Annotated in this window: 18 protein-coding genes; 9 read left to right on the top strand and 9 right to left on the bottom strand. The window is 68.0% G+C overall.

Features of this window, described 5'->3' with window-relative positions; translation table 11 throughout:
* Nucleotides 1–46: 46 nt before the first annotated feature.
* Nucleotides 47–1,339, bottom strand: a complete 1,293-nt coding sequence (locus ACZK4S_RS13285; RefSeq protein ID WP_182766702.1) for an ABC transporter substrate-binding protein — start codon at nucleotides 1,337–1,339, stop codon at nucleotides 47–49.
* A 128-nt stretch (nucleotides 1,340–1,467) separates the two neighbouring features.
* On the opposite strand from ACZK4S_RS13285, the gene ACZK4S_RS13280 reads away from it, so the two are divergent.
* Complete coding sequence (locus ACZK4S_RS13280; RefSeq protein WP_463644587.1) at nucleotides 1,468–2,244, top strand: FadR/GntR family transcriptional regulator; 777 nt, start codon at nucleotides 1,468–1,470, stop codon at nucleotides 2,242–2,244.
* Nucleotides 2,245–2,254: 10 nt separating this feature from the next.
* Here the strand turns inward: ACZK4S_RS13280 and ACZK4S_RS13275 are convergent, their stop codons facing one another.
* Complete coding sequence (locus ACZK4S_RS13275) at nucleotides 2,255–3,727, bottom strand: NAD-dependent succinate-semialdehyde dehydrogenase (RefSeq protein ID WP_463644586.1); 1,473 nt, start codon at nucleotides 3,725–3,727, stop codon at nucleotides 2,255–2,257.
* A 146-nt stretch (nucleotides 3,728–3,873) separates the two neighbouring features.
* On the opposite strand from ACZK4S_RS13275, the gene ACZK4S_RS13270 reads away from it, so the two are divergent.
* Entirely contained in the window at nucleotides 3,874–4,209 is a 336-nt protein-coding gene (locus tag ACZK4S_RS13270; protein ID WP_463644585.1) for a YciI family protein, read from the top strand.
* 104 nt (nucleotides 4,210–4,313) lie between these two features.
* On the opposite strand, the gene ACZK4S_RS13265 is transcribed toward ACZK4S_RS13270, so the two are convergent.
* The gene (locus tag ACZK4S_RS13265; RefSeq protein WP_182763381.1) at nucleotides 4,314–6,797 is read right to left on the bottom strand and encodes a sodium-translocating pyrophosphatase; all 2,484 of its coding nucleotides are present in this window, start codon (nucleotides 6,795–6,797) and stop codon (nucleotides 4,314–4,316) included.
* A gap of 210 nt (nucleotides 6,798–7,007) precedes the next feature.
* Between ACZK4S_RS13265 and ACZK4S_RS13260 the strand changes: the two genes are divergently transcribed.
* The gene (locus ACZK4S_RS13260) at nucleotides 7,008–8,465 is read left to right on the top strand and encodes a BamB-related PQQ repeat family beta-propellar protein (protein ID WP_463644584.1); all 1,458 of its coding nucleotides are present in this window, start codon (nucleotides 7,008–7,010) and stop codon (nucleotides 8,463–8,465) included.
* A 43-nt stretch (nucleotides 8,466–8,508) separates the two neighbouring features.
* Here ACZK4S_RS13260 and ACZK4S_RS13255 read toward each other — a convergent pair whose 3' ends face one another.
* Nucleotides 8,509–8,907, bottom strand: a complete 399-nt coding sequence (locus ACZK4S_RS13255) for an SRPBCC family protein (RefSeq protein WP_076061451.1) — start codon at nucleotides 8,905–8,907, stop codon at nucleotides 8,509–8,511.
* 250 nt (nucleotides 8,908–9,157) lie between these two features.
* Here ACZK4S_RS13255 and ACZK4S_RS13250 point away from each other — a divergent pair, with 250 nt between their 5' ends.
* The 4 genes from ACZK4S_RS13250 (at nucleotide 9,158) to ACZK4S_RS13235 (ending at nucleotide 14,132) form a co-directional block, all read left to right on the top strand.
* Nucleotides 9,158–10,060, top strand: a complete 903-nt coding sequence (locus tag ACZK4S_RS13250; protein WP_463644583.1) for a pyruvate, water dikinase regulatory protein — start codon at nucleotides 9,158–9,160, stop codon at nucleotides 10,058–10,060.
* 164 nt (nucleotides 10,061–10,224) lie between these two features.
* Nucleotides 10,225–12,879: a pyruvate, phosphate dikinase gene (ppdK, locus tag ACZK4S_RS13245; protein WP_463644582.1), complete on the top strand. Its 2,655-nt coding sequence runs from the start codon at nucleotides 10,225–10,227 to the stop codon at nucleotides 12,877–12,879.
* Between the two features lie 132 nt (nucleotides 12,880–13,011).
* Entirely contained in the window at nucleotides 13,012–13,530 is a 519-nt protein-coding gene (locus ACZK4S_RS13240) for a hypothetical protein (RefSeq protein WP_463644581.1), read from the top strand.
* 101 nt (nucleotides 13,531–13,631) lie between these two features.
* On the top strand, nucleotides 13,632–14,132 hold the full coding sequence (locus ACZK4S_RS13235; RefSeq protein WP_463644580.1) for a hypothetical protein: 501 nt from the start codon (nucleotides 13,632–13,634) through the stop codon (nucleotides 14,130–14,132).
* Between the two features lie 62 nt (nucleotides 14,133–14,194).
* Here ACZK4S_RS13235 and ACZK4S_RS13230 read toward each other — a convergent pair whose 3' ends face one another.
* Both ACZK4S_RS13230 and ACZK4S_RS13225 read right to left on the bottom strand, forming a co-directional pair.
* Entirely contained in the window at nucleotides 14,195–14,317 is a 123-nt protein-coding gene (locus tag ACZK4S_RS13230; protein ID WP_463644579.1) for a methionine/alanine import family NSS transporter small subunit, read from the bottom strand.
* A complete protein-coding gene (locus ACZK4S_RS13225; RefSeq protein ID WP_463644578.1) occupies nucleotides 14,314–15,891 on the bottom strand; it encodes a sodium-dependent transporter in 1,578 nt (525 codons plus the stop codon). The genes ACZK4S_RS13230 and ACZK4S_RS13225 overlap by 4 nt, the downstream gene beginning before the upstream one ends.
* A gap of 181 nt (nucleotides 15,892–16,072) precedes the next feature.
* Here ACZK4S_RS13225 and ACZK4S_RS13220 point away from each other — a divergent pair, with 181 nt between their 5' ends.
* On the top strand, nucleotides 16,073–16,603 hold the full coding sequence (locus ACZK4S_RS13220) for a hypothetical protein (protein ID WP_463644577.1): 531 nt from the start codon (nucleotides 16,073–16,075) through the stop codon (nucleotides 16,601–16,603).
* Nucleotides 16,604–16,622: 19 nt separating this feature from the next.
* Here ACZK4S_RS13220 and yaaA read toward each other — a convergent pair whose 3' ends face one another.
* Nucleotides 16,623–17,393 (bottom strand): peroxide stress protein YaaA, encoded by a 771-nt coding sequence (gene yaaA, locus ACZK4S_RS13215; RefSeq protein WP_076061434.1) that lies wholly within the window; start codon nucleotides 17,391–17,393, stop codon nucleotides 16,623–16,625.
* A gap of 88 nt (nucleotides 17,394–17,481) precedes the next feature.
* On the opposite strand from yaaA, the gene ACZK4S_RS13210 reads away from it, so the two are divergent.
* The gene (locus ACZK4S_RS13210; RefSeq protein ID WP_463644576.1) at nucleotides 17,482–18,381 is read left to right on the top strand and encodes a PAC2 family protein; all 900 of its coding nucleotides are present in this window, start codon (nucleotides 17,482–17,484) and stop codon (nucleotides 18,379–18,381) included.
* Nucleotides 18,382–18,402: 21 nt separating this feature from the next.
* Here ACZK4S_RS13210 and ACZK4S_RS13205 read toward each other — a convergent pair whose 3' ends face one another.
* Together ACZK4S_RS13205 and ACZK4S_RS13200 are read right to left on the bottom strand one after the other, a co-directional pair.
* Nucleotides 18,403–20,115: an FAD-binding oxidoreductase gene (locus ACZK4S_RS13205; protein ID WP_076061429.1), complete on the bottom strand. Its 1,713-nt coding sequence runs from the start codon at nucleotides 20,113–20,115 to the stop codon at nucleotides 18,403–18,405.
* Nucleotides 20,112–20,918 carry a lysophospholipid acyltransferase family protein gene (locus tag ACZK4S_RS13200; RefSeq protein WP_463644575.1) on the bottom strand — a complete coding sequence of 269 codons (807 nt, stop codon included), beginning with the start codon at nucleotides 20,916–20,918 and terminating at the stop codon, nucleotides 20,112–20,114. The genes ACZK4S_RS13205 and ACZK4S_RS13200 overlap by 4 nt, the downstream gene beginning before the upstream one ends.

The following is a 20,918-nucleotide window of genomic DNA, read 5'->3' as shown; positions in this document are numbered from 1 at the left end:
GGAGGGCCGCCGGGGCGGCCCTCCACACTCAGGACAGGGTCGGGGGTCAGGCGTTCTCGTCGTCCAGGAACTTCTGGAAGTCCTCCTGGGCCTTGGCGATCGACGCCTCCAGGTCCTTGCCGGTGATCCCGTCGACGATGGGCTGGCCCACCATCTCGCGGGCCTTGGCGACCTGGATGACCAGCGGGCGGTCGTGGCCGACGCCCTCCTTGGCGTTCTCACTGATCGAGGCGGCGAGGTCCTCCGGGAAGCCAGCGACGCCCTCGGGGTCGTCCCAGGCGGAGTTACGGGCGCTCATGAGACCGTTCTTCTGGTTCTCGAGCGTCTTGGCCTTCGAGGTGGCCCATTCGATGAACTTCCACGCGTTGTCCTTGTTCTTGGACTTCTCGTTGATGGCCAGACCCCACGACGGGATGTTGAACGGCTTGCGGCCGGCCGGCCCTGCCGGGAACGGCGCGAAGCCCACCTTGTCGGACACCGCGGACTTCGAGGCGTCCGTGGCGTTGGTGTAGAGCACGTCGGCCTCGGTGTAGAAGGCGGCGTTGCCCTGCGTGAAGATCGCCATGGCCTCCGGCCAGCTCATGTCGGTCGAGACGTTGGCGGGCCCGGTCTCGCGGATGAGCTTCGAGTACATGTCGTAGGCCGCCTTGGCCTCGGCCGTGTCGACGGTGGCCTGAGTGCCCTCCTCGTTGTGGAAGTCGCCGCCGTAGCTGTAGAGGTAGCTGGAGAACTGGGTGACGGCGGCGCTGCGGCCGGTGCGGGCGACGAAGCCGGCCCTGTCGCCGCTCTTGGCCTTCTGTGCGAGCTCGAACAACTCGTCGAGCGTGTCCGGCGGGGCGGCCGCGCCGAGTTCCTCGAGAATGTCCTTGCGGTAGTACAGGCACTCACGCTCGGTGGTGAGCGGGACGCCCACCACCTTGCCCTCGAAGGTGCTGGCGGCGACGGGGCCCGGCTGGTAGTCGGCCCAGTCGTAGTCCTCGCTGCCCTCCACCTTCTCCGTGAGGTCCATCAACCAGCCGTTCTGGGCGAACAGCTTGCCTTCCTGCAGCGGGCGGTACATGAGGACGTCGAGGTCCTCGGTGCCCGAGTTGAGTTTGACGTTGTACTGGTCTGAGAGCTGGTCCTCGCCGAGCTGCGTCAGCTTGACCGTGAGGCCGGTCTCTTCCTCGAACTCCGGGAACAACTCCTTGATGGCATCGCTCCACGGGTGGTTGGACAGGGTGACCTGCAGTTCGGTGGACGCTTCGCCGGATTCGGTGTCGTCCCCGCCGCAGGCGCTCAGCGCCGCAACGGCGGCAGCACCGATCGGGACGCTGATAAGGACAGTGCGACGCTTCATATGATCTCGTCTCCTTCGACGTGTCCCCTAGACCTGGGGGTGGGCTGCGTTGCCCCTCCTGCTTTACATTGGCCAATAAGTCAGACATATGCAAGGGCTTCCGGGAAAAATGAGCCAGAATGTTATCTATGGACGTCCCCGCCATCTCCGTGAGTGCCCGCAGGGGTCTCGTGCCTCCCTACCGGCCGGAGCCGGGCGCGGTTTCGAACCTGCGCTTCTCCGTCGTGGAGGACCTGGGGACGCAGATCTGTGCCGGGGAACTCCCCGCCGGGACGACGCTCCACATGACCGAACTGGCGGTGCAGCGCGGCGTCTCGCGCTCGGTGATGCGCGAGGCGGTGGGGGTGTTGGCGTCGCTCGGCCTCGTCGCGTCCCGCCGCCGGGTCGGCACCGTCGTCCAGCCCATGACGGAATGGGAACTCGTCAACGGCGACGTCATCCGGTGGCGGCTGATGTCGCCGGACCGCGCCAGGCAGATCATCGAACTGAGTGAGCTGCGCTCGGCGATCGAGCCGGCGGCCGCCGCGTTGGCGGCGCAACGGGTCACCGACACTGACCGGGCCGAGCTCGCCGAGTGCCTGGAGTTGCTGCTCACCGCCAGCCGCGACGACGACATCCCGGAGTTCCACCGGCAGGACAAGCGGTTCCACACCATGGTGCTGGAGATGGGCCACAACTCGATGTTCGGGGCGCTCCACCGGCTGGTGGAGGGCATGCTTGAGGCCCGCTACCTGCAGGGGCTGATGCCCCAACGGGTGGACCCGCAGGCGCTGGAATGGCACCACAGGCTGGGAGCCGCGATCATCGCGGGCGACGAGGACGCCGCCCGGGAATCGGCACGGCTGATCGTGACCCTGTCCGCGGCCGAGATGCTTGAGATGGCGCAGGGCAGCGCCACCGCTTGAGCCTCCAGGGTCAGGCGAACGGGTCGGCGAAGCCCACGTACATCGTCTCCAGGTACGCCTCGATGCCCTCAGGGCCGCCCTCGCGCCCCATCCCGGAGTGCTTGACGCCACCGAACGGCGCGGCAGCATTCGAGATGGTGCCGCCGTTGACGCCGAGCATGCCCGTCTCCAGGCGCTCGGTCATCCGCCAGACCCTGGCCAGGTCGCCGGTGTGCAGGTAGGCGGAGAGCCCGACGGGGGAGGCGTTGACCCGCTCGACCACCTCGTCCTCGGTCTCGAACGTCGTCACGGGGGCCACTGGGCCGAAGATCTCGGACGACGCGATGGCCGCGTCGGCGGTGACCCCTGTGAGCACGGTGGGGGCGTAGAAGTACCCCGGTCCGTCGACAGGCCCCCCGCCGGTCAGCACCTTCGCGCCCTGCCGCACCGCCTCGTCAACCAGGTCTCCGACGCCCTTGCGTGCGCCGTCGGAGATCAGGGGACCCACCTGGGTGCCCTCCTCGAGGCCGTCGCCGACGGTGAGCGCGGCCAGACGCGCCGCCAGCCGCTCGGCGAACTCGTCGGCGACCCCGGCCTGGACGTAGAAGGTGTTGGCCGCGTTGCAGGCCTCGCCCATGTTGCGCATCTTCGTCTGGTAGGCCGACTCCACGGCCTTGCCGAGGTCCGCGTCGTCGAACACGATGAACGGCGCGCAGCCGCCCAACTCCATCGACGTGCGCACCACGTTGCCGGCGCACTCCTCGAGCAGCGCCATGCCGACGGCGGTGGAGCCGGTGAACGACAGCTTCCGCAGGCGACGGTCGCGGATGATGGGGCCGGTCACGGGCTGCGCGTCCTCCGTCGGGATGACGTTCACCACGCCCTGGGGCACGCCCACCTCCTCCAGGAGGCGCACGAAGGCCAGCGAGGTGAGCGGCGTCAGGGCGGCGGGCTTCAGGATGGTGGTGCAGCCGGCCGCCAACGCCGGGGCGATCTTGCGGGTGGCCATCGCGAGCGGGAAGTTCCACGGCGTGATGAACAGGGCGGTACCCACGGGGCGGCGCACCGTCAGCATGCGCAGGGTGCCCTCCGGCGAGGGGGAGTAGCGGCCGTTGATCCGGACGGCCTCCTCCGCGAACCACCGGAGGAACTCCCCGCCGTAGGTCACCTCGCCCCTGGCCTCGGCCAGCGGCTTGCCCATCTCGATGGTCATCAGCGTGGCGAAGTCGTCGGCGCGCTCCATCAGCAGGTCGTAGGCGCGACGCAGCAGCTCAGAGCGCTCCCTCGCCGGGGTACGCGCCCAGCCCGATGCGGCGCCGTCGGCAGCCGCCAGCGCGGCCATGCCGTCGTCCGGCGTGGCGGAGGCGACCTGGGTGAGCACCTCGCCGGTGGCGGGGTTGTGCACAGCGAAGGTCTCGCCGGAGGATGAAGGGCGCCACACGCCGTCGATGAAGAGCTCGGCTGGCGCCAAGGCCAACGCGCGGGCGGTGCGGTCTGTGGACATGGTCACTCCTGACATCTGCGGCTGGGAGTCGCTGCCCCCAGTCTACGAACGACGCGCCCGGCGCGTCGTGATCGACCCTTGACGTGGGGCGTGCCGACGGTGAGGCTGGGGGCACGAACCGGCACCGGAGCACACGAGGAGTAGCCATGCCCCAGTTCCTGCTATCAGTCATCCACGACGGGAAGCCGTTCGCGGAGGATGCCGATCAGAGCGAGATCTTCGCCGCGGTCGACGCCCTCAACCGGGAGATGATGGACGCCGGCGCGTGGGTGTTCGCCGGCGGGCTCACCCCACCGTCGGACGCCCGGTACGTCACGTCCGAGGGTGTCGTCGTCGAGGGCCCGGTGCTGCAGTACCCGGACCAGGTCAACGGGTTCTGGGTCATCGACGTCGAGGCCGACGCGGCCGCGCTCGACTGGGCGAAACGGGCGGTGGCCACCGGCTGCAACCCCACCGTCGAGGTGCGGCCCTTCCAGGGCTGAGCGGGGCGCCCAAGCCGGCTGGCCGACGAACACGCGAGGCCCGGATCTCCCTGGGGGAGGGAGATCCGGGCCTTGTGCCGAGCGGTTCCGACTCGGAATGGGGGTCAGGCGTCGATCGCGACAGCCTCGGTTGTCCGATCGATCTCCATCTCCGACATGTTCTCGTTGATGCGCATGCCGTAGAAGGAGCGGTGGACGAAGAACAGCGACGCGAAGAAGAACGCCGCGGCCAGCACCCAGGTCAGCACCTGGCCGCCCTGAGCGTTCAGGGAGACCGCGAGTTCGACCGCGAGGAGACCGAACAGGGTGGTGAACTTGATCACCGGGTTCAGCGCCACCGACGAGGTGTCCTTGTAGGGATCGCCGACGGTGTCGCCGATGATGGTGGCGTCGTGCAGGGCCGTGCCCTTGGCGTCGAGATCCACTTCGACGATCTTCTTCGCGTTGTCCCAGGCGCCGCCCGCATTGGCCATGAAGATGGCCTGGTACAGGCCGAACAGGGCCATCGCGATCAGGTAGCCGATGAAGAAGAACGGCTCCACGAAGGCGAACGCGAGCGTGGAGAAGAAGACGCCGAGGAAGATGTTGAACATGCCCTTCTGGGCGTACTGGGTGCAGATCTGGACGACCTTGGCCGAGTCCTCCTCGCTCGCCCGGGTCACCCCGTCGAGCTTGATGTTGGCGCCGATGAACTCGACGGCCCGGTAGGCGCCGGTTGTCACGGCCTGGATGGAGGCGCCGGTGAACCAGTAGATGACGGCACCACCGACGAGCAGGCCGAGCAGGAACGGGGCGTGCAGCAGCGACAGGTTCGCGACGGCCTCCGCGTTCTCCAGGCCGTCGGTGAGGCCCATCATGATCGAGAAGATCATGGTGGTGGCGCCGACGACCGCGGTGCCGATCAGCACGGGCTTCGCCGTCGCCTTGAACGTGTTGCCCGCGCCGTCGTTGGCCTCGAGGAAGTACTTGGCGCGCTCGAAGTCGGGCTCATGGCCGAACTCGGTGGCCAACTCGTCGGCCGCGCTGGGGTCATGTTCCACCGTCGACAGCTCGAAGACGGACTGCGCGTTGTCGGTCACCGGGCCGTAGGAGTCCACCGCGATGGTGACAGGGCCCATGCCCAGGAAGCCGAAGGCGACCAGGCCGAAGGCGAAGACGGCCGGGGCCAGCATCATGTCGCTCAGGCCGAGGGTGGAGATGCCGTAGGCGACGGCCATCAGGGCCGCGATCGCCATCCCCAGCCAGTAGGCGGAGAAGTTGCCCGAAACGAGGCCGGAGAGGATGCCCAGCGAGGGGCCGCCCTTGTTGGAGGAGATGACCACTTCCTGCGTGTGGCGGGCGCTGGTGGAGGTGAACACCTTGACCAGTTCGGGGATGAGGGCGCCGGCCAGCGTGCCGCAGCTGACGATCAACGACAGCTTCCACCAGAGGCCACCCTCGAGGTTGCCGATGAGCAGGATCGAGGTGAGGAATGTGGTGGCGATGCAGACGGCCGAGGTGATCCAGACCAGCGACGTCAGGGGCGCCTCGAAGTCCATGTCGTCGGCGTTGGCGTAGCGGGCCTTCGCCCAGGCACGGTTGGCGAAGTAGGAGATGCCGGAGGCGACCACCATGGCGGCGCGGATGACGAACAGCCACACGAGCAGGGTCACCTGCATGCTGACTTCCGGCACGCCGATGAGGATGAAGGTGATCAACGCCACGCCTGTTACGCCGTAGGTCTCGAAGCCGTCTGCCGAGGGGCCGACGGAGTCGCCGGCGTTGTCACCGGTGCAGTCGGCGATGACGCCGGGGTTGCGGGCGTCGTCTTCCTTGATCTTGAAGACGATCTTCATGAGGTCGGCGCCGATGTCGGCGATCTTGGTGAAGATGCCGCCGGCGATGCGGAGGGCGGACGCGCCGAGGGACTCGCCGATGGCGAAGCCGATGAAGCAGGCGCCGGCGATCTCACCGGGCAGGAACACCATGATGATGAGCATCATCGCGAGTTCGACCGAGATCAGCACCATGCCGATGCTCATGCCGGAGCGCAGCGGGATGTCGTGGCAGGGGTAGGGCTTGCCGCCGAGCGCTGCGTGCGCGGTGCGCGAGTTCGCCAGCGTGTTGACGCGGATGCCGTACCAGGCGACGCCGTAGGAGCCGGCCATGCCGATCAGCGAGAACGCGATCACGATGGCGGTCTTCCCGACGCCGAAGCCGACGAGGAACAGGTAGTAGAAGATGATGATCGCGGCGATGAACGCCCACAGCACCAGCAGGAACTTGCCCTGCTGCTTCAGGTAGGCCTTGCAGGTGGTGTAGATGAGTTCCGAGATCTCGCGCATCGCCGAATGGGCGGGCATGCGCTTGAGTTGCGTGTAGGTCATGAGGCCGAAACCGAGGCCCAGCGCGCACACGATGAGGCCGAGCCCGAGGAGCGCGGAACCGGGGATGCCGAGGAAATCGACGCTGCCGAGATCCGGCAGCTGAAGATTGGCCTCACCTCCGACGTGGGTCTCGCCAGGCGGGGCGCCGTCGCCCGAACAGCCGGTGATTCCGAGTGCAGTGAGTCCTGCGATTGCCAGCGCAGCCCAGCGGGCGCGCCTCATCCCTCTGCTGGAGAGCATGGTTGCCATAATGACCGTCTTCTTCCTTGAAACTGGCCCGCGACGCAATGTGCCGTCCCCTCATACTACTTCCGGTAGTGGCCGAAGTCGGCGGGGGTTGGGTTAGATCGCTCAACGTCGCTGGCACCCGGGCACCGCACGCGTTACCGGGTGGCCCACGCGGCCGGCGTCCGGCGACCCTAGGCTGTGCGCATGACCGAAGACGTGCTGGACCTGGACGCGCCGCCGGGACCAGACCCCACCGGGCGACTGGGCGGGCCATGGTCCAGGGGCCGCACTGCCGTCGTGGCGGTGGCCGTGGCCGTGGCGCTGGGGCTAGGGCTGGTGCTCCTGCTCAGGTCGTCGCCGCCCCCCGTGCCGCAGGTCCTCGGCCTCCAGGAGGGGCCCATCGAGGCGTGGCGATGGGGCGACGACGGGAGGGCGTACGGGGGTTTCGAGCCAGTCGGCGGCGACCGCCTCCTGGTCTCTGTCGGAGGCGGCGACCCGTCGCTGCCTCAGGTGGCCCTGCTGGCCGCTGGTTCGGGCGAAGAGCTGTGGCGGACCTCCGTGCAGGGCGTGTGGGGCTTCGGCGAGTCGCACCTCACTGATCTGCCGGGGACCCCGTGGGTCGGCGTGCCCCTCAAAGGGGCGATGGCGTTACTGGACCGCGAGACCGGCCGGGAGATGCACCGGCTGGAGATGCCGGTGTTCGATTCCACGGAGTACACGGACTCGGCCGGGAACGTCTTCGAGTCGCCTGGCGGGTACAGCTGGGTTTCTTCAAGCAACAACGGCACGTTGTTCCTGGCGGTACGCCAGAACGACGAGGACCCCTACGGTCCTGGCACGGCCAGATTGATGGCCTACGACCCCGGCGATCTGGTGCACCCACTGTGGGACGTCGATGTCGACGTCGACGCCGGGGGTGGATGGTCTGGAGGCTTTGCGAGGCAGGTCCTGGAGTCTGACGGATTCGCGTACCTCGCGCCGGACTCGGCCGCGTCTGAGTTCGCCGCCTACCGCTACGTGTTCCGGATGTCCGACGGCGCGCAGCCCGACTGGCAGCCTACGCGGCCGTCGATGCACGTGGTGGACGGCGTGACGGTCATCAACGAGTTCGGCGCGGTCCGTGCCATCGAGCCCGCATCGGGGGAGGAGGTGTGGCGCTCCGAGGTGGGCAACTGGGGCACCGTGGCCGACGACGGGCTCCTCTACCTCCTGCCCCTGAACGGCAAGGGGGAGCTGCAACGGCTCGATCCGCGCACCGGAAAAGTGCGGTGGGTGACACCGCTGGCAAACCAGCTGTGGGGGGATCCGCAGGGTGCTGCGCCCGGAGCGCTGTGGGGCGACGACCTCATCGTCCTCGAGGGAGCCTACGGTTCCGCAGCCATGGCGGTGCTGCGCTTCGACGCCACCACCGGACGCGAGGTGATGCGCGCCCCCATCGAGGCGCGCGCCGGTGAAGCGGCCGTGTACGTGGGGGAGGGGCAGCTCGTCGTGCTGATCACGCCGTCAGATCCGCAGACAGGCGAGACCACCCAGCCGAAAGCGTTGGGCATCGACCCCGACACCGGCGAAGCCAGGTGGGAGCGGACGTTGCACGGGTATGCCACCGTCCACGGAGGGCGGTTGGTGGTGGGCGACGACGACAGCGTCGCGGTCTACCGGTGACGGCGGGGTGGGCCCTCCGGCCCACCCCGCCGCCGCAACTGCGTCAGGCCTGGTCGTCGAGCTTCCGGAGCGCGGTCTCCCAGCGCTCGGTCAACGACTCAGGGGCGTAGCCATCTTCGATCAGTTCGTGGGTCAGGTGAAGCTCGGTGCCGCCGTCGACGGGTTTCATCTGCAGGTCGACGAGGCTGCGGGGAGCGCCTTCGGCTTCATGCCAGGAGAACCGGATCTGTTCCATGGGGTGGAAGCTCCGGGTGACGCCGTGGGGGCCGTCGGTGGACGCCCAGTCGACCCCCTTCGATCCCAGTTGACCACCCTTGCCCAGCAACGGCTCCTGGCCGTTGGGTTGCATGAGCGCCGCCCACACCTTCTCGAGCGGTTTGGCGACCTTGTGGGTCACCTTCACGCTCTTGGTTTCCGCCGTCTCCTCCACAACTGCATCCATCTGTGTGCACCTCCTGGGTACTGCGGGCAACTTCCGTGGTGCCCTGGTACCCAAGCCTAGCTCTGCGATCGCAGGAGGGAAGAGGGCAGTGCCAATTCGTCATGGCTCACTCGGCCGGGGGCCATCCGTTGCCCGGTGGCCACGGCAAGACCGGGCGGCGGCTAGACCCTCAGCCAGAGCAACGACTGGTTGTTCAACAACATCGTGATGTTCGGTGCTGGCTGAGGGGCGGCCCCGTAAGGTGACTGCCATGTCAGCAGAGCCGCTGGAGATCCACATCATCGCCGACTCCACAGGCGAGACCGCAGCCCGCATCGCGCGGGCCGCCATCACCCAGTTCCCGACGCGGGAATTCAGCCTGGTCCGGCACCGCAAGGTGGGCACCACCGCGTCGTTGCTCACCGCGCTGGAGACCATCAAGGAGAGCACGGAGCGGGCGCCCGTCGCGGTGTTCTTCACGCTCGTCAGCGAGGAACAAGCCGAGTTGGTCAAATCGTTCTGCAACGACATTGAGGTGCCGTTCGCCGATCTGATGACGCAGGCGATGGGTGCGCTGGAACGGATCAGTGGCATCGAGGCCGACCAGGTGCCCATGCGGCCGCTCGGCGTGGAGGCGGAGTACTTCGTGCGCATGGCCGCCATCGACTTCGCCGTGCGCCACGACGACGGGTCGCTCCCGGAGGCGCTCAAGGAGTGCGACATCTGCCTGGTGGGCCCGTCGCGCTCCGGCAAGACCCCGCTATCGATCTACCTCGGCTACCTCGGCTACAAGGCGGTCAACGTGCCCCTGGTGCCGGGCATCGATCCGCCGAAGGAACTCTGGGACCTGGATCGTTGGCGCATCATCGGGCTGACGATGGACGCGGAGCGGCTCAACCAGATCCGTGGCCAGCGGGTGCGCGGCATGGGTGGCTTCGGCACCAAGGACGGGTACGCCGACCTGGTCAAGATCTACGACGAGCTCGACGAGATCGGCCGCACCCAGCGCAAGCTCGGCTGCCCCATCATCGACACCACCGGCGTCGCCATCGAGGAGGCCGCCTCACGCATCATCGACGTGGTCGACGACCGGGCCCGCAAGGTGGGCCAACGGCTCCGCCGGCCCCCGGGCATCGTGCGGCCGGGCGGCGCCTGGGCGCCTCCTCCCAAGTGATCCACGCTCCGCGGGCGTGGGGTGCCCGCTCCGCAGCCTGACGAAGGTGGGGTCGGCTGGGATTCTCCCACCCCGCCCCCTTCGCCGGGCTTGTCAGGACTAGTCTTGGGGCAGCGGGGAGCCAAAGGCGGTTCCCCAGGGTTTGTCAAAGGAGATATCCCCACATGAGCGAGGATCGCTACATCTACGACCTGTCCGAGGGTGACGCCACGATGCGCAGCCTCCTCGGCGGTAAGGGCGCCAACGTCGCCGAGATGGCGAAGGTCGGCCTTCCCGTCCCGGACCTGTTCACCGTCACCACCACGGCCTGCGTTCAGACGATGAACAACGGTGGAAAGTGGCCAGAAGGCCTGGCCGACGGCATCGCCGCGGCGCTGAAACGCCTCGAGCAGCGCACCGGCCGCGTGCTCGGTGCCGCCGAGAAGCCCCTCCTCCTCTCCGTGCGTTCCGGCGCCGTCCACTCCATGCCCGGCATGATGGACACCGTCCTCAACCTCGGCATCTCCGACGAATCCGTCAAGGCCCTCGCGGAGGAATCCGGCAACGAGCGCTTCGCGTGGGATTCCTACCGTCGCTTCATCCAGATGTACGGCGAAGTCGTCGAGGGCGTACCGGGCCACCTCTTCGAGGACGCGCTCAGCGCGCTGAAGCACCAGCGCGGCGTCGATCAGGACACCGACCTCACCGCCGACGACCTCAAGGAGCTGGTGGCCACCTACAAGGAGATCTCCAACGAGTACCTCGGCGGGGAATGGTCCTCGGACCCCCACGAGCAGCTCAACCGTGCCGTCGACGCCGTCTTCCGCTCGTGGGGCAACCCCCGGGCAGAGGTGTACCGCCGCGCCCACAACATCTCCGCCTCGCTCGGCACCGCCGTCAACATCCAGCAGATGGTGTTCGGCAACCGCGGCGACACCTCCGCCACGGGCGTCTGCTTCACCCGCAACCCCTCCACCGGCGAGAACGCGCTCTACGGCGAGTTCCTCGTCAATGCGCAGGGCGAGGACGTCGTCGCCGGCATCCGCACCCCGCGCCAACTCCATGAGATGGAGGAGGTGCTGCCGGAGGCGTACGCGCAGCTCGTCAAGACCATGAAGGACATGGAACTGCACTACCGCGACATGCAGGACATGGAGTTCACCATCGAGGACGGCAAGCTCTACATGCTGCAGACGCGCAACGGCAAGCGCACCGCGGCCGCCGCGCTGAAGATCGCCTCGGACCTGGTCGACGAGGGCGTCATCTCGCAGGAGGACGCGCTGATGCGCATCGAGCCGGGCCAGCTCGACCAGCTGCTCCACCCGGCCATCCCGCCGGACCACGGCAATGACGCGATCGCCACCGGCCTGCCGGCCTCCCCGGGTGCGGCCGTCGGTGGCGTGGTGTTCGACGCGGACACCGCGGCTGAGCTGGGCGGCAAGGGCGAGGCAGTCGTCCTGGTGCGCTACGAGACCACACCCGACGACATCCACGGCGTCATCGTCGCCCAGGGCATCCTCACCGCCCACGGCGGCATGACCTCGCACGCAGCCGTCGTGGCGCGCGGCATGGGCAAGCCCTGCGTGGCCGGCGCGCACGGCATCAAGATCGACACGGTGGCCAAGACCCTGACCATCGGCGACCGCGTCATCCATGAGGGCGACGTCATCACGCTCGACGGTTCCCAGGGCAAGGTCTACGGCGAGAAGCTCGACCTCATCCCGCCGCAGATCAACGAGGACTTCCTCAAGGTCGTGCAGTGGGCCGACGACGTGCGCCGCCTGGGCGTACGCGCCAACGCCGACAACTTCGAGGACGCCACCAAAGCCCGCGAGCTGGGCGCCGAGGGCATCGGGTTGTGCCGCACCGAACACATGTTCATGGCCCAGGACCGCCTGCCCGCAGTGCGCAAGATGATCCTCGCCGAGAGCCCCGAGCAGCGCGCGGCTGCGCTCGAGGAGATCCTGCCCATGCAGCAGCAGGACTTCGAGGGCATCTTCACCGCCATGAAGGGCCTCCCCGTCACCGTCCGGCTGCTGGACCCGCCGCTGCACGAGTTCCTGCCCAACCTGGTGGAGCAGTCGCTGCTGGTGCAGCGGCTGGAACTGACCAACGGCGACGGTCAGCAGCTCACCGAAGCGCGGGAGACGCTGACGCAGGTCAAGCGCCTGCACGAGCTCAACCCGATGCTCGGCACCCGCGGCGTCCGCCTAGCCATGCTGTACCCGGAGATCCCGGACATGCAGGCCCGGGCCATCATCCGCGCCGCCCTGGCGGTCAAGGAGCGCGAGGGCGAGACCGTCGGCGTCGAGATCATGATCCCGCTGGTGGCGCTCACGCAGGAGCTCGAGACGCAGCGCGCCATCGTTGTGGCGGCGGTCGACGACGAGCTGGCGAAGGCCGGTCAGCAACTCGACTACACCATCGGCACCATGATCGAGCTGCCGCGCGCGGCGATCGTGGCGGACAAGATCGCCGAGTTCGCCGACTTCTTCTCCTTCGGCACCAACGACCTCACCCAGACCACCATCGGCATCTCGCGCGACGACGCGGAGAACGGCTTCCTCACCAACTACGTGATGGACCACGTGCTGGAGCGCAACCCGTTCGAGACCATCGACGTGGACGGCGTGGGCGCCCTGGTGGAGATGGGGGTGGCCAAGGGTCGGCAGACCAAGCCCAAGCTCAAGACGGGCGTGTGCGGCGAGCACGGGGGCGATCCGGATTCCGTGACGTTCTTCCACGGCGCCGGCCTCGACTACGTGAGCTGCTCGCCGTTCCGCGTGCCGATCGCCCGGTTCGCGGCGGCCAAGGCGGTGCTGCAGGAACGCGCCGGCTGACCTGAACGGCGGAACCCCCGGGTGGGCACCCGGCTGCTGCCCACCCGGGGGTTTCGTGCGCCCGGCCACTGTCGACGGCGCGGGGCGTCGGCCCCCGTCGGCCTAGACTGGCCCCGAGACTAGGAGGTCAGGGTGTCGAACGACCAGTACCCGCCGTCGGAGCCGCAGCCGCAGCCGTACGGTACGCCGAGGGGGCCGGAGTTCGGCGGGCCCAGCTACGACCCCTACCTCGACGACCCGTTCACCGCGCAGACGCCGCCGCCGGCCCGGCCCGTCCCCACGTACCTGCCCCCGGCGGTGTCGCCCGCCCCGGTGGTGCCACCCACGCCCCAGCAGCCGCCGTACGGCTACCCGGTGCCCTACCAGCAGCCGATGCAGGTGCCCCAGCCGTACTACGGCTACCAGTTGGCAAAGCCGGAGCACCCCTCGTCGGTTGCCGTGCTGGTCCTGGGCGTCCTCAGCGTGTTCGTGGTGGTCACCGCACCATTCGCCTGGTACATGGGCAGCAAGGCGAAGAAGGAGATCGCCCTCGGCGCGCCCTACCAGTGGAGTTCCGGCGGGCAGGTCGGCTGGGTGCTGGGCATCATCTATTCCGTGTTCATGATGCTGTTCGCAGCGCTGATCATGCTGGGGATCATGGCCAGCGTGTGAGCGGTTGCCGTGCCCTTCGGCGGCCCTTGTGGACAATCTCCCACGCGGTGGCCTCCTCATGCCCGACAATTGCGGTGCATTCGCCACCGAAAGGAACAGCCATGTCCCAGCCGGAGTACGGGGCCCCGCAGGGCCAGCCGGATCCTCAGCAGAGCCCTCTCTACGGTCAGTCGCCCGACTACGGCCAGACCCCGCCGCCCGCTCCGGGCTACGGTCAGCAGCCCTATGGCCAGCCGCAACAGCCCTACGGCCAGCAGCAGCCCTACGGCCAGCCGGCCTATGGTCAGCAGCAGCCGTACGGCCAGCCCACCCCCTACGGGCAGCCGGGGTACGGCCCCGCCGCCGAGCACCCGCAGAGCCAGACCGTGTTCATCCTGGGCATCGTCGGCATCTTCGTGCAGGTCTGCGCCTTCATCGCCTGGTACATGGGCGGCAAGGCCAAGAAGGAGATCCAGGCCGGCGCGCCCTACGCCTTCGACGGCAACCTGAAGACCGGCTACCTGCTGGGCAAGATCATCTCGATCCTGACCATCATCGGCGTCGTCCTCACGATCGTCTGGTTCATCTTCATCATCGGTCTGGCCGCTTCATCGGGCTACTGACCGCCTGACACGCGACGACGGCGCGGCCACCGAGGTGGCCGCGCCGTCGTCGTCTGTCTGGGTCAGTTGTCGCCTTCGTCGACGACGACCTCCGGGGTGCGCACGAGGTGCACCACTGCTGCTGCCAGCCCGCCCCAGAGGGTGAGCATGGCGATGATCATCATGGTGATGGCGGTGGATGTCATTTCTTCATGATCTCCTCATACTTGGCGTCGAGCGCGTCCTCGTCCATGGATTCCACGGTGCCGCGTTTCCACGGCGTGCGGGCCAGGATGGCGGCTCCGACGATGAGCGACGCCACCATGCCCCAGCCGAAGATGCCCAGCATTCCCAGCGGGTAGTCCCCGTAGGGCGTGGTGACGTGCTTGATGACCTCGGTCACCAGGATGTAGCCCAGCACCACCGGCACGACGACGGCGACGAGCACCATCCACACCTTGCCGAAGCGCACGGTGGAGACGCGGTAGAGGTGGCTCTGCAGCAGCGGGATCTTCCGCAGCACCCAGGCCACCACGATCACCATGGCGAACGCGCCGAGCAGGATGCCGAACTTGTTGATGAACTCATCCGTGATGTCCAGGAAGAACAGGCCGGTGGTGGTGGACAGCAGCAGCATGGACGCCGCGGCCATCGGCAGGCCGACGGCGAGCGTGGCCTGCACGCGGCCGAGGCCCAGCTTGTCCTGCAGGGCGGCGGTGCAGACCTCCACGATGGAGATCATCGACGTGAAGCCGGCGAACACCAGCGACGCGAAGAAGAGGACGCCCAGCAGCGGGCCGATGGAGCTGGAGGACACGATGCTGGGGAACGCGATGAACGCCAGCCCGATGCCTCCGGAGGCCACGTCACCCACTTCGCTGCCCGAGGACTGCGCCATGAAGCCCAGCACCGCGAAAACGCCGATGCCGGCGAGCAGCTCGAAGCCGGAGTTCGCGAAGCCCACCACCAGGCCGGAGCCGGTCAGGTTGGTGCGGCGACGCAGGTAGGACGAATAGGTGATCATGATGCCGAAGCCCACCGACAGCGAGAAGAAGATCTGACCGTACGCCGCCGCCCACACGCCGGGGTTCGCCAGCGCGGCCCAGTCCGGGGTGAAGAAGGCGTTGAGACCGTCCATCGCGCCCGGCAGGGTGAGCGCCTGGATCACCAGGACGAGGAACATCACGAGCAGCAGCGGGATCATCACCAGGTTGGCCCTCGCGATACCCCGCTTGACGCCGAGGCCGATCACCACGAGCGTCAGGACCCACACCAGCAGCATGGGGATGGCCACCTGCGGGACGAAGTCGAACCCGATGTGCGGGGTCTCGGCCACCTGGAGGAACTCGCCGAAGAGGAACCCCTCCGGGTCGTCACCCCATGCCTCGGTGAAGCTGAAGATGAAGTACATCGCGGCCCACGCCAGGATGGCGGCGTAGTAGACGGCGATGACGAAGCAGACCAGCACCTGCCACCAGCCGAACATCTCGCTCCACTTCTTGCCGGCCCGGCGCAGCGCCAGCGGGGGAGAGGCGCGGTAGCGGTGGCCGAGGGCGTAGTCGAGGAACAGCAACGGGATGCCGGCGGTCAACAGGGCGATGAGGTAGGGGATGAGGAAGGCGCCGCCACCGTTGGTGTACGACACGTAGGGGAATCGCCAGATGTTGCCGAGACCGACGGCGGAGCCGATGGCCGCCAGGATGAACACGTTGCGCGAGCTGAACGTCTCGCGACGGTGGGTCGTCGGCGCCGCTGGCCGCATGACAGATGGATCGCTCATCCGTCCTCCTATGGGTAGTAATACGGGCGTAGCGTATAGGCCACGGGGGCGCGCGCGATAGGGGGTGCGCAGGATGGATCGCTCAGTGGCCCAGCGCAGTGCGGCCCCGGGATGTGTGCCTCATGTCTCAGTGTCGCCCACCGTGGGAGACTCGGGTGAGCACCAGACGGAGGAGAGCCCTGTGAGTGACGTCCCGCCCTACCGACCCGACGACTTCGCCGACCCCTCGTCGCCGTCGGAATTCGGCCCCGCGCCCAGCCGGGGCGCGTCGTCGCCCGCACCGTGGGGCCAGCCCCCGGTCCAGCCCCAGCCGTACGGGCAGCCGGCGCCCTATGGCCAACCCGCTCCCTATGGCCAACCCGCTCCCTATGTGCAGCCGGGACACTATGCACCCTCGCCCTACGCGCAAGGGCCGGGGCCCTATGCGGCGCCCTGGGCGCGCCCCGAACACCCGCAGACGCAGATGGTCTTCATCCTCGGCATCGTGGGCATCTTCACCGGTGTCGTGTCCTTCGTTGCCTGGTACCTGGGGGGACAGGCCAGGAAGGAGATCGAGGCCGGTGCGCCGTTCCCGTGGGACGGCAACCTCAAGACCGGGTACATGCTTGGCAAGGTGTTCAGCATCATCTGGATCGTGCTGATGGGTCTGGGCGTCGTGTTCTGGGTGCTGTACATCCTGTTCTTCATCTCCCTGTTCGCCTCGATGCCCTGACGCTGGGCGTGGGGCGGACTCAACGCACGAAGACCGGCTGGTCCTTCGTCGAGCGGGCCTCGTCGTACTCGTAGCCGTCGCGGTTGAAATCCAGCAGCTTGGAGGGCGTGCGCACCCGCTCCTTCACCAGCCACGCGGCCATCGTGCCGCGGGCCCGCTTGGCGTAGAAGCTGACGATGCGGGGCTCTCCGTCCTTGTCGCGGTCCTCGAACCGCGGCGAGATGATCCTGGCGCCCAGGCGTTCGCCGTCGAGCACCTTGAAGTACTCCGTGCTGGCCAGGTTGATGAGGACGTCGGCACCGGGGGAGGCGTCCAGGTCGCGGTGCAGGAGGTCTGTGACCTGGGTGCCCCACCAGTCGTACAGCGACTGCCCCCGCGCGGAGGCGAGCCGGGTGCCCATCTCGAGGCGGTGCGGCTGGATGAGGTCCAGCGGGCGCAGCAGCCCGTAGAGGCCGGACAGGATGCGCAGCGACTTCTGCGCCTCGGTGAAGTCGCGGGCGTCGAACGTGTGCGCCTGGAGGCCCTGGTAGACATCGCCGTTGAAGGCGAGGATGGCGGGCCGGGCGTTCTTCGCGGTGTGTTCGCTGGTGAAGTCCTGGTACCGCGTGGCGTTGAGGTGGGCCAGGTCGTCGGAGATGTGCATGAGCTGCGAGATGTCCGCCGGGGATTTGGTGCGCATGATCTCGATCAAGCCGTCCGACTGCCCGATGAGGCGCGGCTCGGAGTGTTTCTTCGTGGGCAGCGGGCTTTCGAAATCCAGCGACTTCGCCGGCGACAGGACGGACAGCATGGCCCCGATTGTAGGTGAACCACGCGCGGACGTGCCTGGGAATACCCAGGGCAGTATCGGTGTTTGACTGAGTGAGGAGGATGTATTCATGTTGGACCCAGCAGCCCTGTACCAGTTCGAGTCGCACGTCGACCCGCGCACCATCCACGCCAAGGCGATGGTGGTGACCCTCGGCGCCTTCGTGGACGCCGGACACGTGCAGCGACTCGTGGACGAGCACCTGCTGGAGACGTTGCCCAACCACGTGCTGGCGCGCTTCGACGCGGACCAGCTGCTCGACTACGCGAGCCGTCGGCCGCCCGTCACCTTCGAGCGCGACCACTTCACGGACTACGAGCGCCCCGAGATCACCCTCCACCACGTGCTGGACACCGACGGTGCCCCGTTCCTGCTGTTGAACGGCCCGGAGCCGTCGTTCCAGTGGGAGCGGATGGCCGCCGCCGTCGTCCACCTCGCCGACACCTTCGACGTGGCGCAGGTGATCACGCTCCAGGGAGTGCCCATGGCGGTGCCGCACACGCGCCCCGTGTCGCTGTCGCGCTTCGCCACGAGCCCGGACCTGATCCCCGGCCACCAGCCCATCTTCGGCACCATGCGCATGGGCGCCTCACTGCCGGCACTGCTGAACGTCCGGCTCGGCGAGGCCGACGTGGCGTCGGTGGGCCTGGCGGCCCACATCCCGCCGTACCTGGCGGAGACAGACTTCCCCGCGGCCGCCGTCGCGCTGCTCGACTCGCTGGGAGCGCACGCCCAGCTGAACCTGCCGACGTCGACGCTGGAGACGAAGGCCGTCCACGTGGCCGCCCGGCTGGGTGAGGGCATGGCCGCGGACGACGACCTGCGTGAACTGGTGGAGTCGCTCGAGGAGCAACACGACCGGGTCGTGCGGGCGCTGGGCCACCAGACGGAGCCCGAGGACGTGCCGTCGGCCGATGAGCTGGGCGCTCAGGCCGAGGCCTTCCTCAGGTCGCTGGACGACACCGAGTAGGCCACGTGGCTCCGGCGGGCGTCAGCCGACGTGGTCGGCTGAGTTCGTCGAAATGCCCGGCGCGCCCTCGTGGACGATCTTGCCCGGGTTGAAGTTGCGGCCCGGATCCACGCCGTCGAACAGCTTGCTCTGGATGAACACGCCCGCGGGGGAGATGTCCTGCTCCATCCAGGGGCTGTGCTCCTCACCGACGCCGTGGTGGTGCGAGACCGTGCCGTGGTTGTCCATGAACGCCTGCTGGATGGCGCGCTTGGCCAGGTCGTAGGTCACGAGATTGCTCTCGGAGTCGTCGTTGATCGCGAACGTGAAGTACTGGCACGCTCCCGAGTGGTACGAGTGGCTGAGGTGGCAGAACACCACGCCGCGCAGCCCCAGGTCGTCCATCACCTGGTAGAAGGCGTCCGTGGCGTTGGTGTGGATCTGCTCCGCGAAGGCCCAGGGGGTCGTCGTCTCGGAGACGTCGCAGACCAGGCCGTGGTCCAGCATGAAGTCGCGCAGGTAGGGGGTGTCGTACTTCTTCTGGTCGTACAGCGCGCCCGGGCCCTTGCCGACGCCCATGCCGCCGTTGTTGCGCACGATCTTTCCGACGATGCCCTTCAGGTAGCGCACGTGGCTGGCCGAGCCCTCGAAGCCCACGAAGCTCATGGCGATCTGGCTGAGGTCCCAGCCCTTCTGTTCCATCAGCTTCTTGATGCCCTTGCTGACCAGCGACGAGACCCTGCTGCCCTTCTTGCCGTTGGCCATGATGTATTCGGTTTCGAGAGCATCCGAGACGCGGGCCATCATGACATCCGCGTCGGATTCGACGATCTCGCGGCAGGCCTTGAGGCCGTCTGCGTAGGTGGCGTAGAAGTACGCCTGGATCTCGCGCACCTCCGGCACGCGGTGCACGTTGACCCACGCGGACGTGATGACGCCCAGGCGACCCTCGGAGCCCAGCACCATCTCGCGCACGGACGGGCCGGACGAGGTGGACGGGAGGGGGCGCAGCGTCAACACCTGGCCGGGCATCACCATGGTGAGGCCGCGGGTGATGTCGGCGATGTCACCGTACTTGTCGGACTGCATGCCCGACGAGCGGGTGGCGATCCAACCGCCGAGCGTGGACCACACGAACGAATCGGGGTGGTGCCCCAGCGTCCAACCGCGCGCCTGGAGCTGGTCCTCCATGTCGGGGCCGAAGACGCCGGCCTGGATGTGCGCGAGGCCCGAGACCTCGTCGATCTCCAGCACCTTGTTCATCCGGCCGAGGTTCACCGAGACGACCTGCCGCGACTCACCGGGCACGGCCTCCAGGGCGGCCACGATGTTGGAACCGCCGCCGAACGGGATCAGCACGGCGTCGGCGTCGACGACGGCGTCCACCAGGCGTTCGACCTCACGCTGGGTGCCGGGGTAGAGCACCACGTCGGGTACCCGGCCGAGTTGGCCGCGGCGCACGCGCACCAGGTCACGCACCCCCTTGCCGAACGCGTGGACGACGCGGGTCTCGTCGTCGGTCTGCACGTACTTCTCGCCCAGGATGGCGACGAGGCTCGTGCGCAGCGACTCTGTGAGCTGGGAGGCCGGCACCTCGAGGGAGGAGAAGGGCGGGACGGGCTTGACGGGTTCGTCGATGTCGACGCCGACCCGGTTCATCACGAAGGGTGCGAACTTCGGCTTGTCCTTGTAGCCGAAGCTATGGCCTTCTTCGCCCCAGCCCCACCACTTCTGCTGCTTGACGCCCTCGATCATTGAGGATCCTCCTGCTTGTCGGCCTGCTCCCGGGCATGTTCAGCCAGAGTCGCGATTTCCGTCTCCTGTGCGCGTTCGAGCGCCACCTTACGCTCATACTCCGCAAGCGTCTTCTTACCGTAAGCGCGCGCGGTCGTGTCATGGAGCTCCAGCACCTGGCGGCGCATCCGCTCGTTGAATTCGTGGGCGATCTCCCCGGGTCGCGGCGTCATGGGCCGTCCGAACACGACGTGCACCTCGGGCCGGCCCTTGGGGAGGTGCTTCTGCTTCGACGGCCAGGCCGCGAAGGCGCCGACGAGGGCCACCGGCAGCGCCGGCACGCCACGCGAGATGCACAGCGACGCGACGCCCGGGACGTACTTGCCCATCGCACCGGTGCGGGAACGCGTGCCCTCGGGGAACAGCAGCAGCGGCACACCGTCGGACAGCAGTTGCCCGGACATGCCGCGCTTGCCCTTGCCGCCCTTGCCGCGGTCGATCGGGAAGCCGTTCATGAACAACGCCATCGACATGGACTTGAACCAGTTGCCGAAGAAGAAGTCGCCGGCCGCGCCGGTGGCGACGCGCTTCGAGAGGCGGTTGGGTAGCGACGCGAGGATGAGGGGGGCGTCGAGGTGCGAGGAGTGGTTGCCGAACACGATGAAGGCGCCGTCGAGAGTGTCGAGGTTGCTGGCGCCGTGCACATGGACCCGCAGCAGTCGCATCAGCGCGGGCTTGAGCACCAGCATCTGGGCCGTCTGGCGCGTCGTCGCCTGCACCTTGGAGGTGTAGCGCGAGTTGCCCGATTCGAGTTCGGCTGCCAC

It is taken from the genome of Tessaracoccus zhenghani (genome assembly GCF_055326325.1).
The sequence above is the reverse complement of the archived record's forward strand: the minus strand, read 5'-3'. Positions and strand labels throughout refer to the sequence as shown.

Excerpts from the sequence above, each read along its gene's own strand:
- yaaA (WP_076061434.1), bottom strand. The coding sequence starts at position 17,393 with ATGCTGTCCGTCCTGTCGCCGGCGAAGTCGCTGGATTTCGAAAGCCCG.
- ACZK4S_RS13265 (WP_182763381.1), bottom strand. The coding sequence starts at position 6,797 with ATGAGGCGCGCCCGCTGGGCTGCGCTGGCAATCGCAGGACTCACTGCA.
- ACZK4S_RS13230 (WP_463644579.1), bottom strand. The coding sequence starts at position 14,317 with ATGACATCCACCGCCATCACCATGATGATCATCGCCATGCTCACCCTC.
- ACZK4S_RS13255 (WP_076061451.1), bottom strand. The coding sequence starts at position 8,907 with ATGGATGCAGTTGTGGAGGAGACGGCGGAAACCAAGAGCGTGAAGGTG.
- ACZK4S_RS13210 (WP_463644576.1), top strand. The coding sequence starts at position 17,482 with ATGTTGGACCCAGCAGCCCTGTACCAGTTCGAGTCGCACGTCGACCCG.
- ACZK4S_RS13205 (WP_076061429.1), bottom strand. The coding sequence starts at position 20,115 with ATGATCGAGGGCGTCAAGCAGCAGAAGTGGTGGGGCTGGGGCGAAGAA.
- ACZK4S_RS13275 (WP_463644586.1), bottom strand. The coding sequence starts at position 3,727 with ATGTCCACAGACCGCACCGCCCGCGCGTTGGCCTTGGCGCCAGCCGAG.
- ACZK4S_RS13270 (WP_463644585.1), top strand. The coding sequence starts at position 3,874 with ATGCCCCAGTTCCTGCTATCAGTCATCCACGACGGGAAGCCGTTCGCG.
- ACZK4S_RS13250 (WP_463644583.1), top strand. The coding sequence starts at position 9,158 with ATGTCAGCAGAGCCGCTGGAGATCCACATCATCGCCGACTCCACAGGC.
- ACZK4S_RS13225 (WP_463644578.1), bottom strand. The coding sequence starts at position 15,891 with ATGAGCGATCCATCTGTCATGCGGCCAGCGGCGCCGACGACCCACCGT.
- ACZK4S_RS13280 (WP_463644587.1), top strand. The coding sequence starts at position 1,468 with ATGGACGTCCCCGCCATCTCCGTGAGTGCCCGCAGGGGTCTCGTGCCT.
- ppdK (WP_463644582.1), top strand. The coding sequence starts at position 10,225 with ATGAGCGAGGATCGCTACATCTACGACCTGTCCGAGGGTGACGCCACG.
- ACZK4S_RS13235 (WP_463644580.1), top strand. The coding sequence starts at position 13,632 with ATGTCCCAGCCGGAGTACGGGGCCCCGCAGGGCCAGCCGGATCCTCAG.
- ACZK4S_RS13260 (WP_463644584.1), top strand. The coding sequence starts at position 7,008 with ATGACCGAAGACGTGCTGGACCTGGACGCGCCGCCGGGACCAGACCCC.
- ACZK4S_RS13285 (WP_182766702.1), bottom strand. The coding sequence starts at position 1,339 with ATGAAGCGTCGCACTGTCCTTATCAGCGTCCCGATCGGTGCTGCCGCC.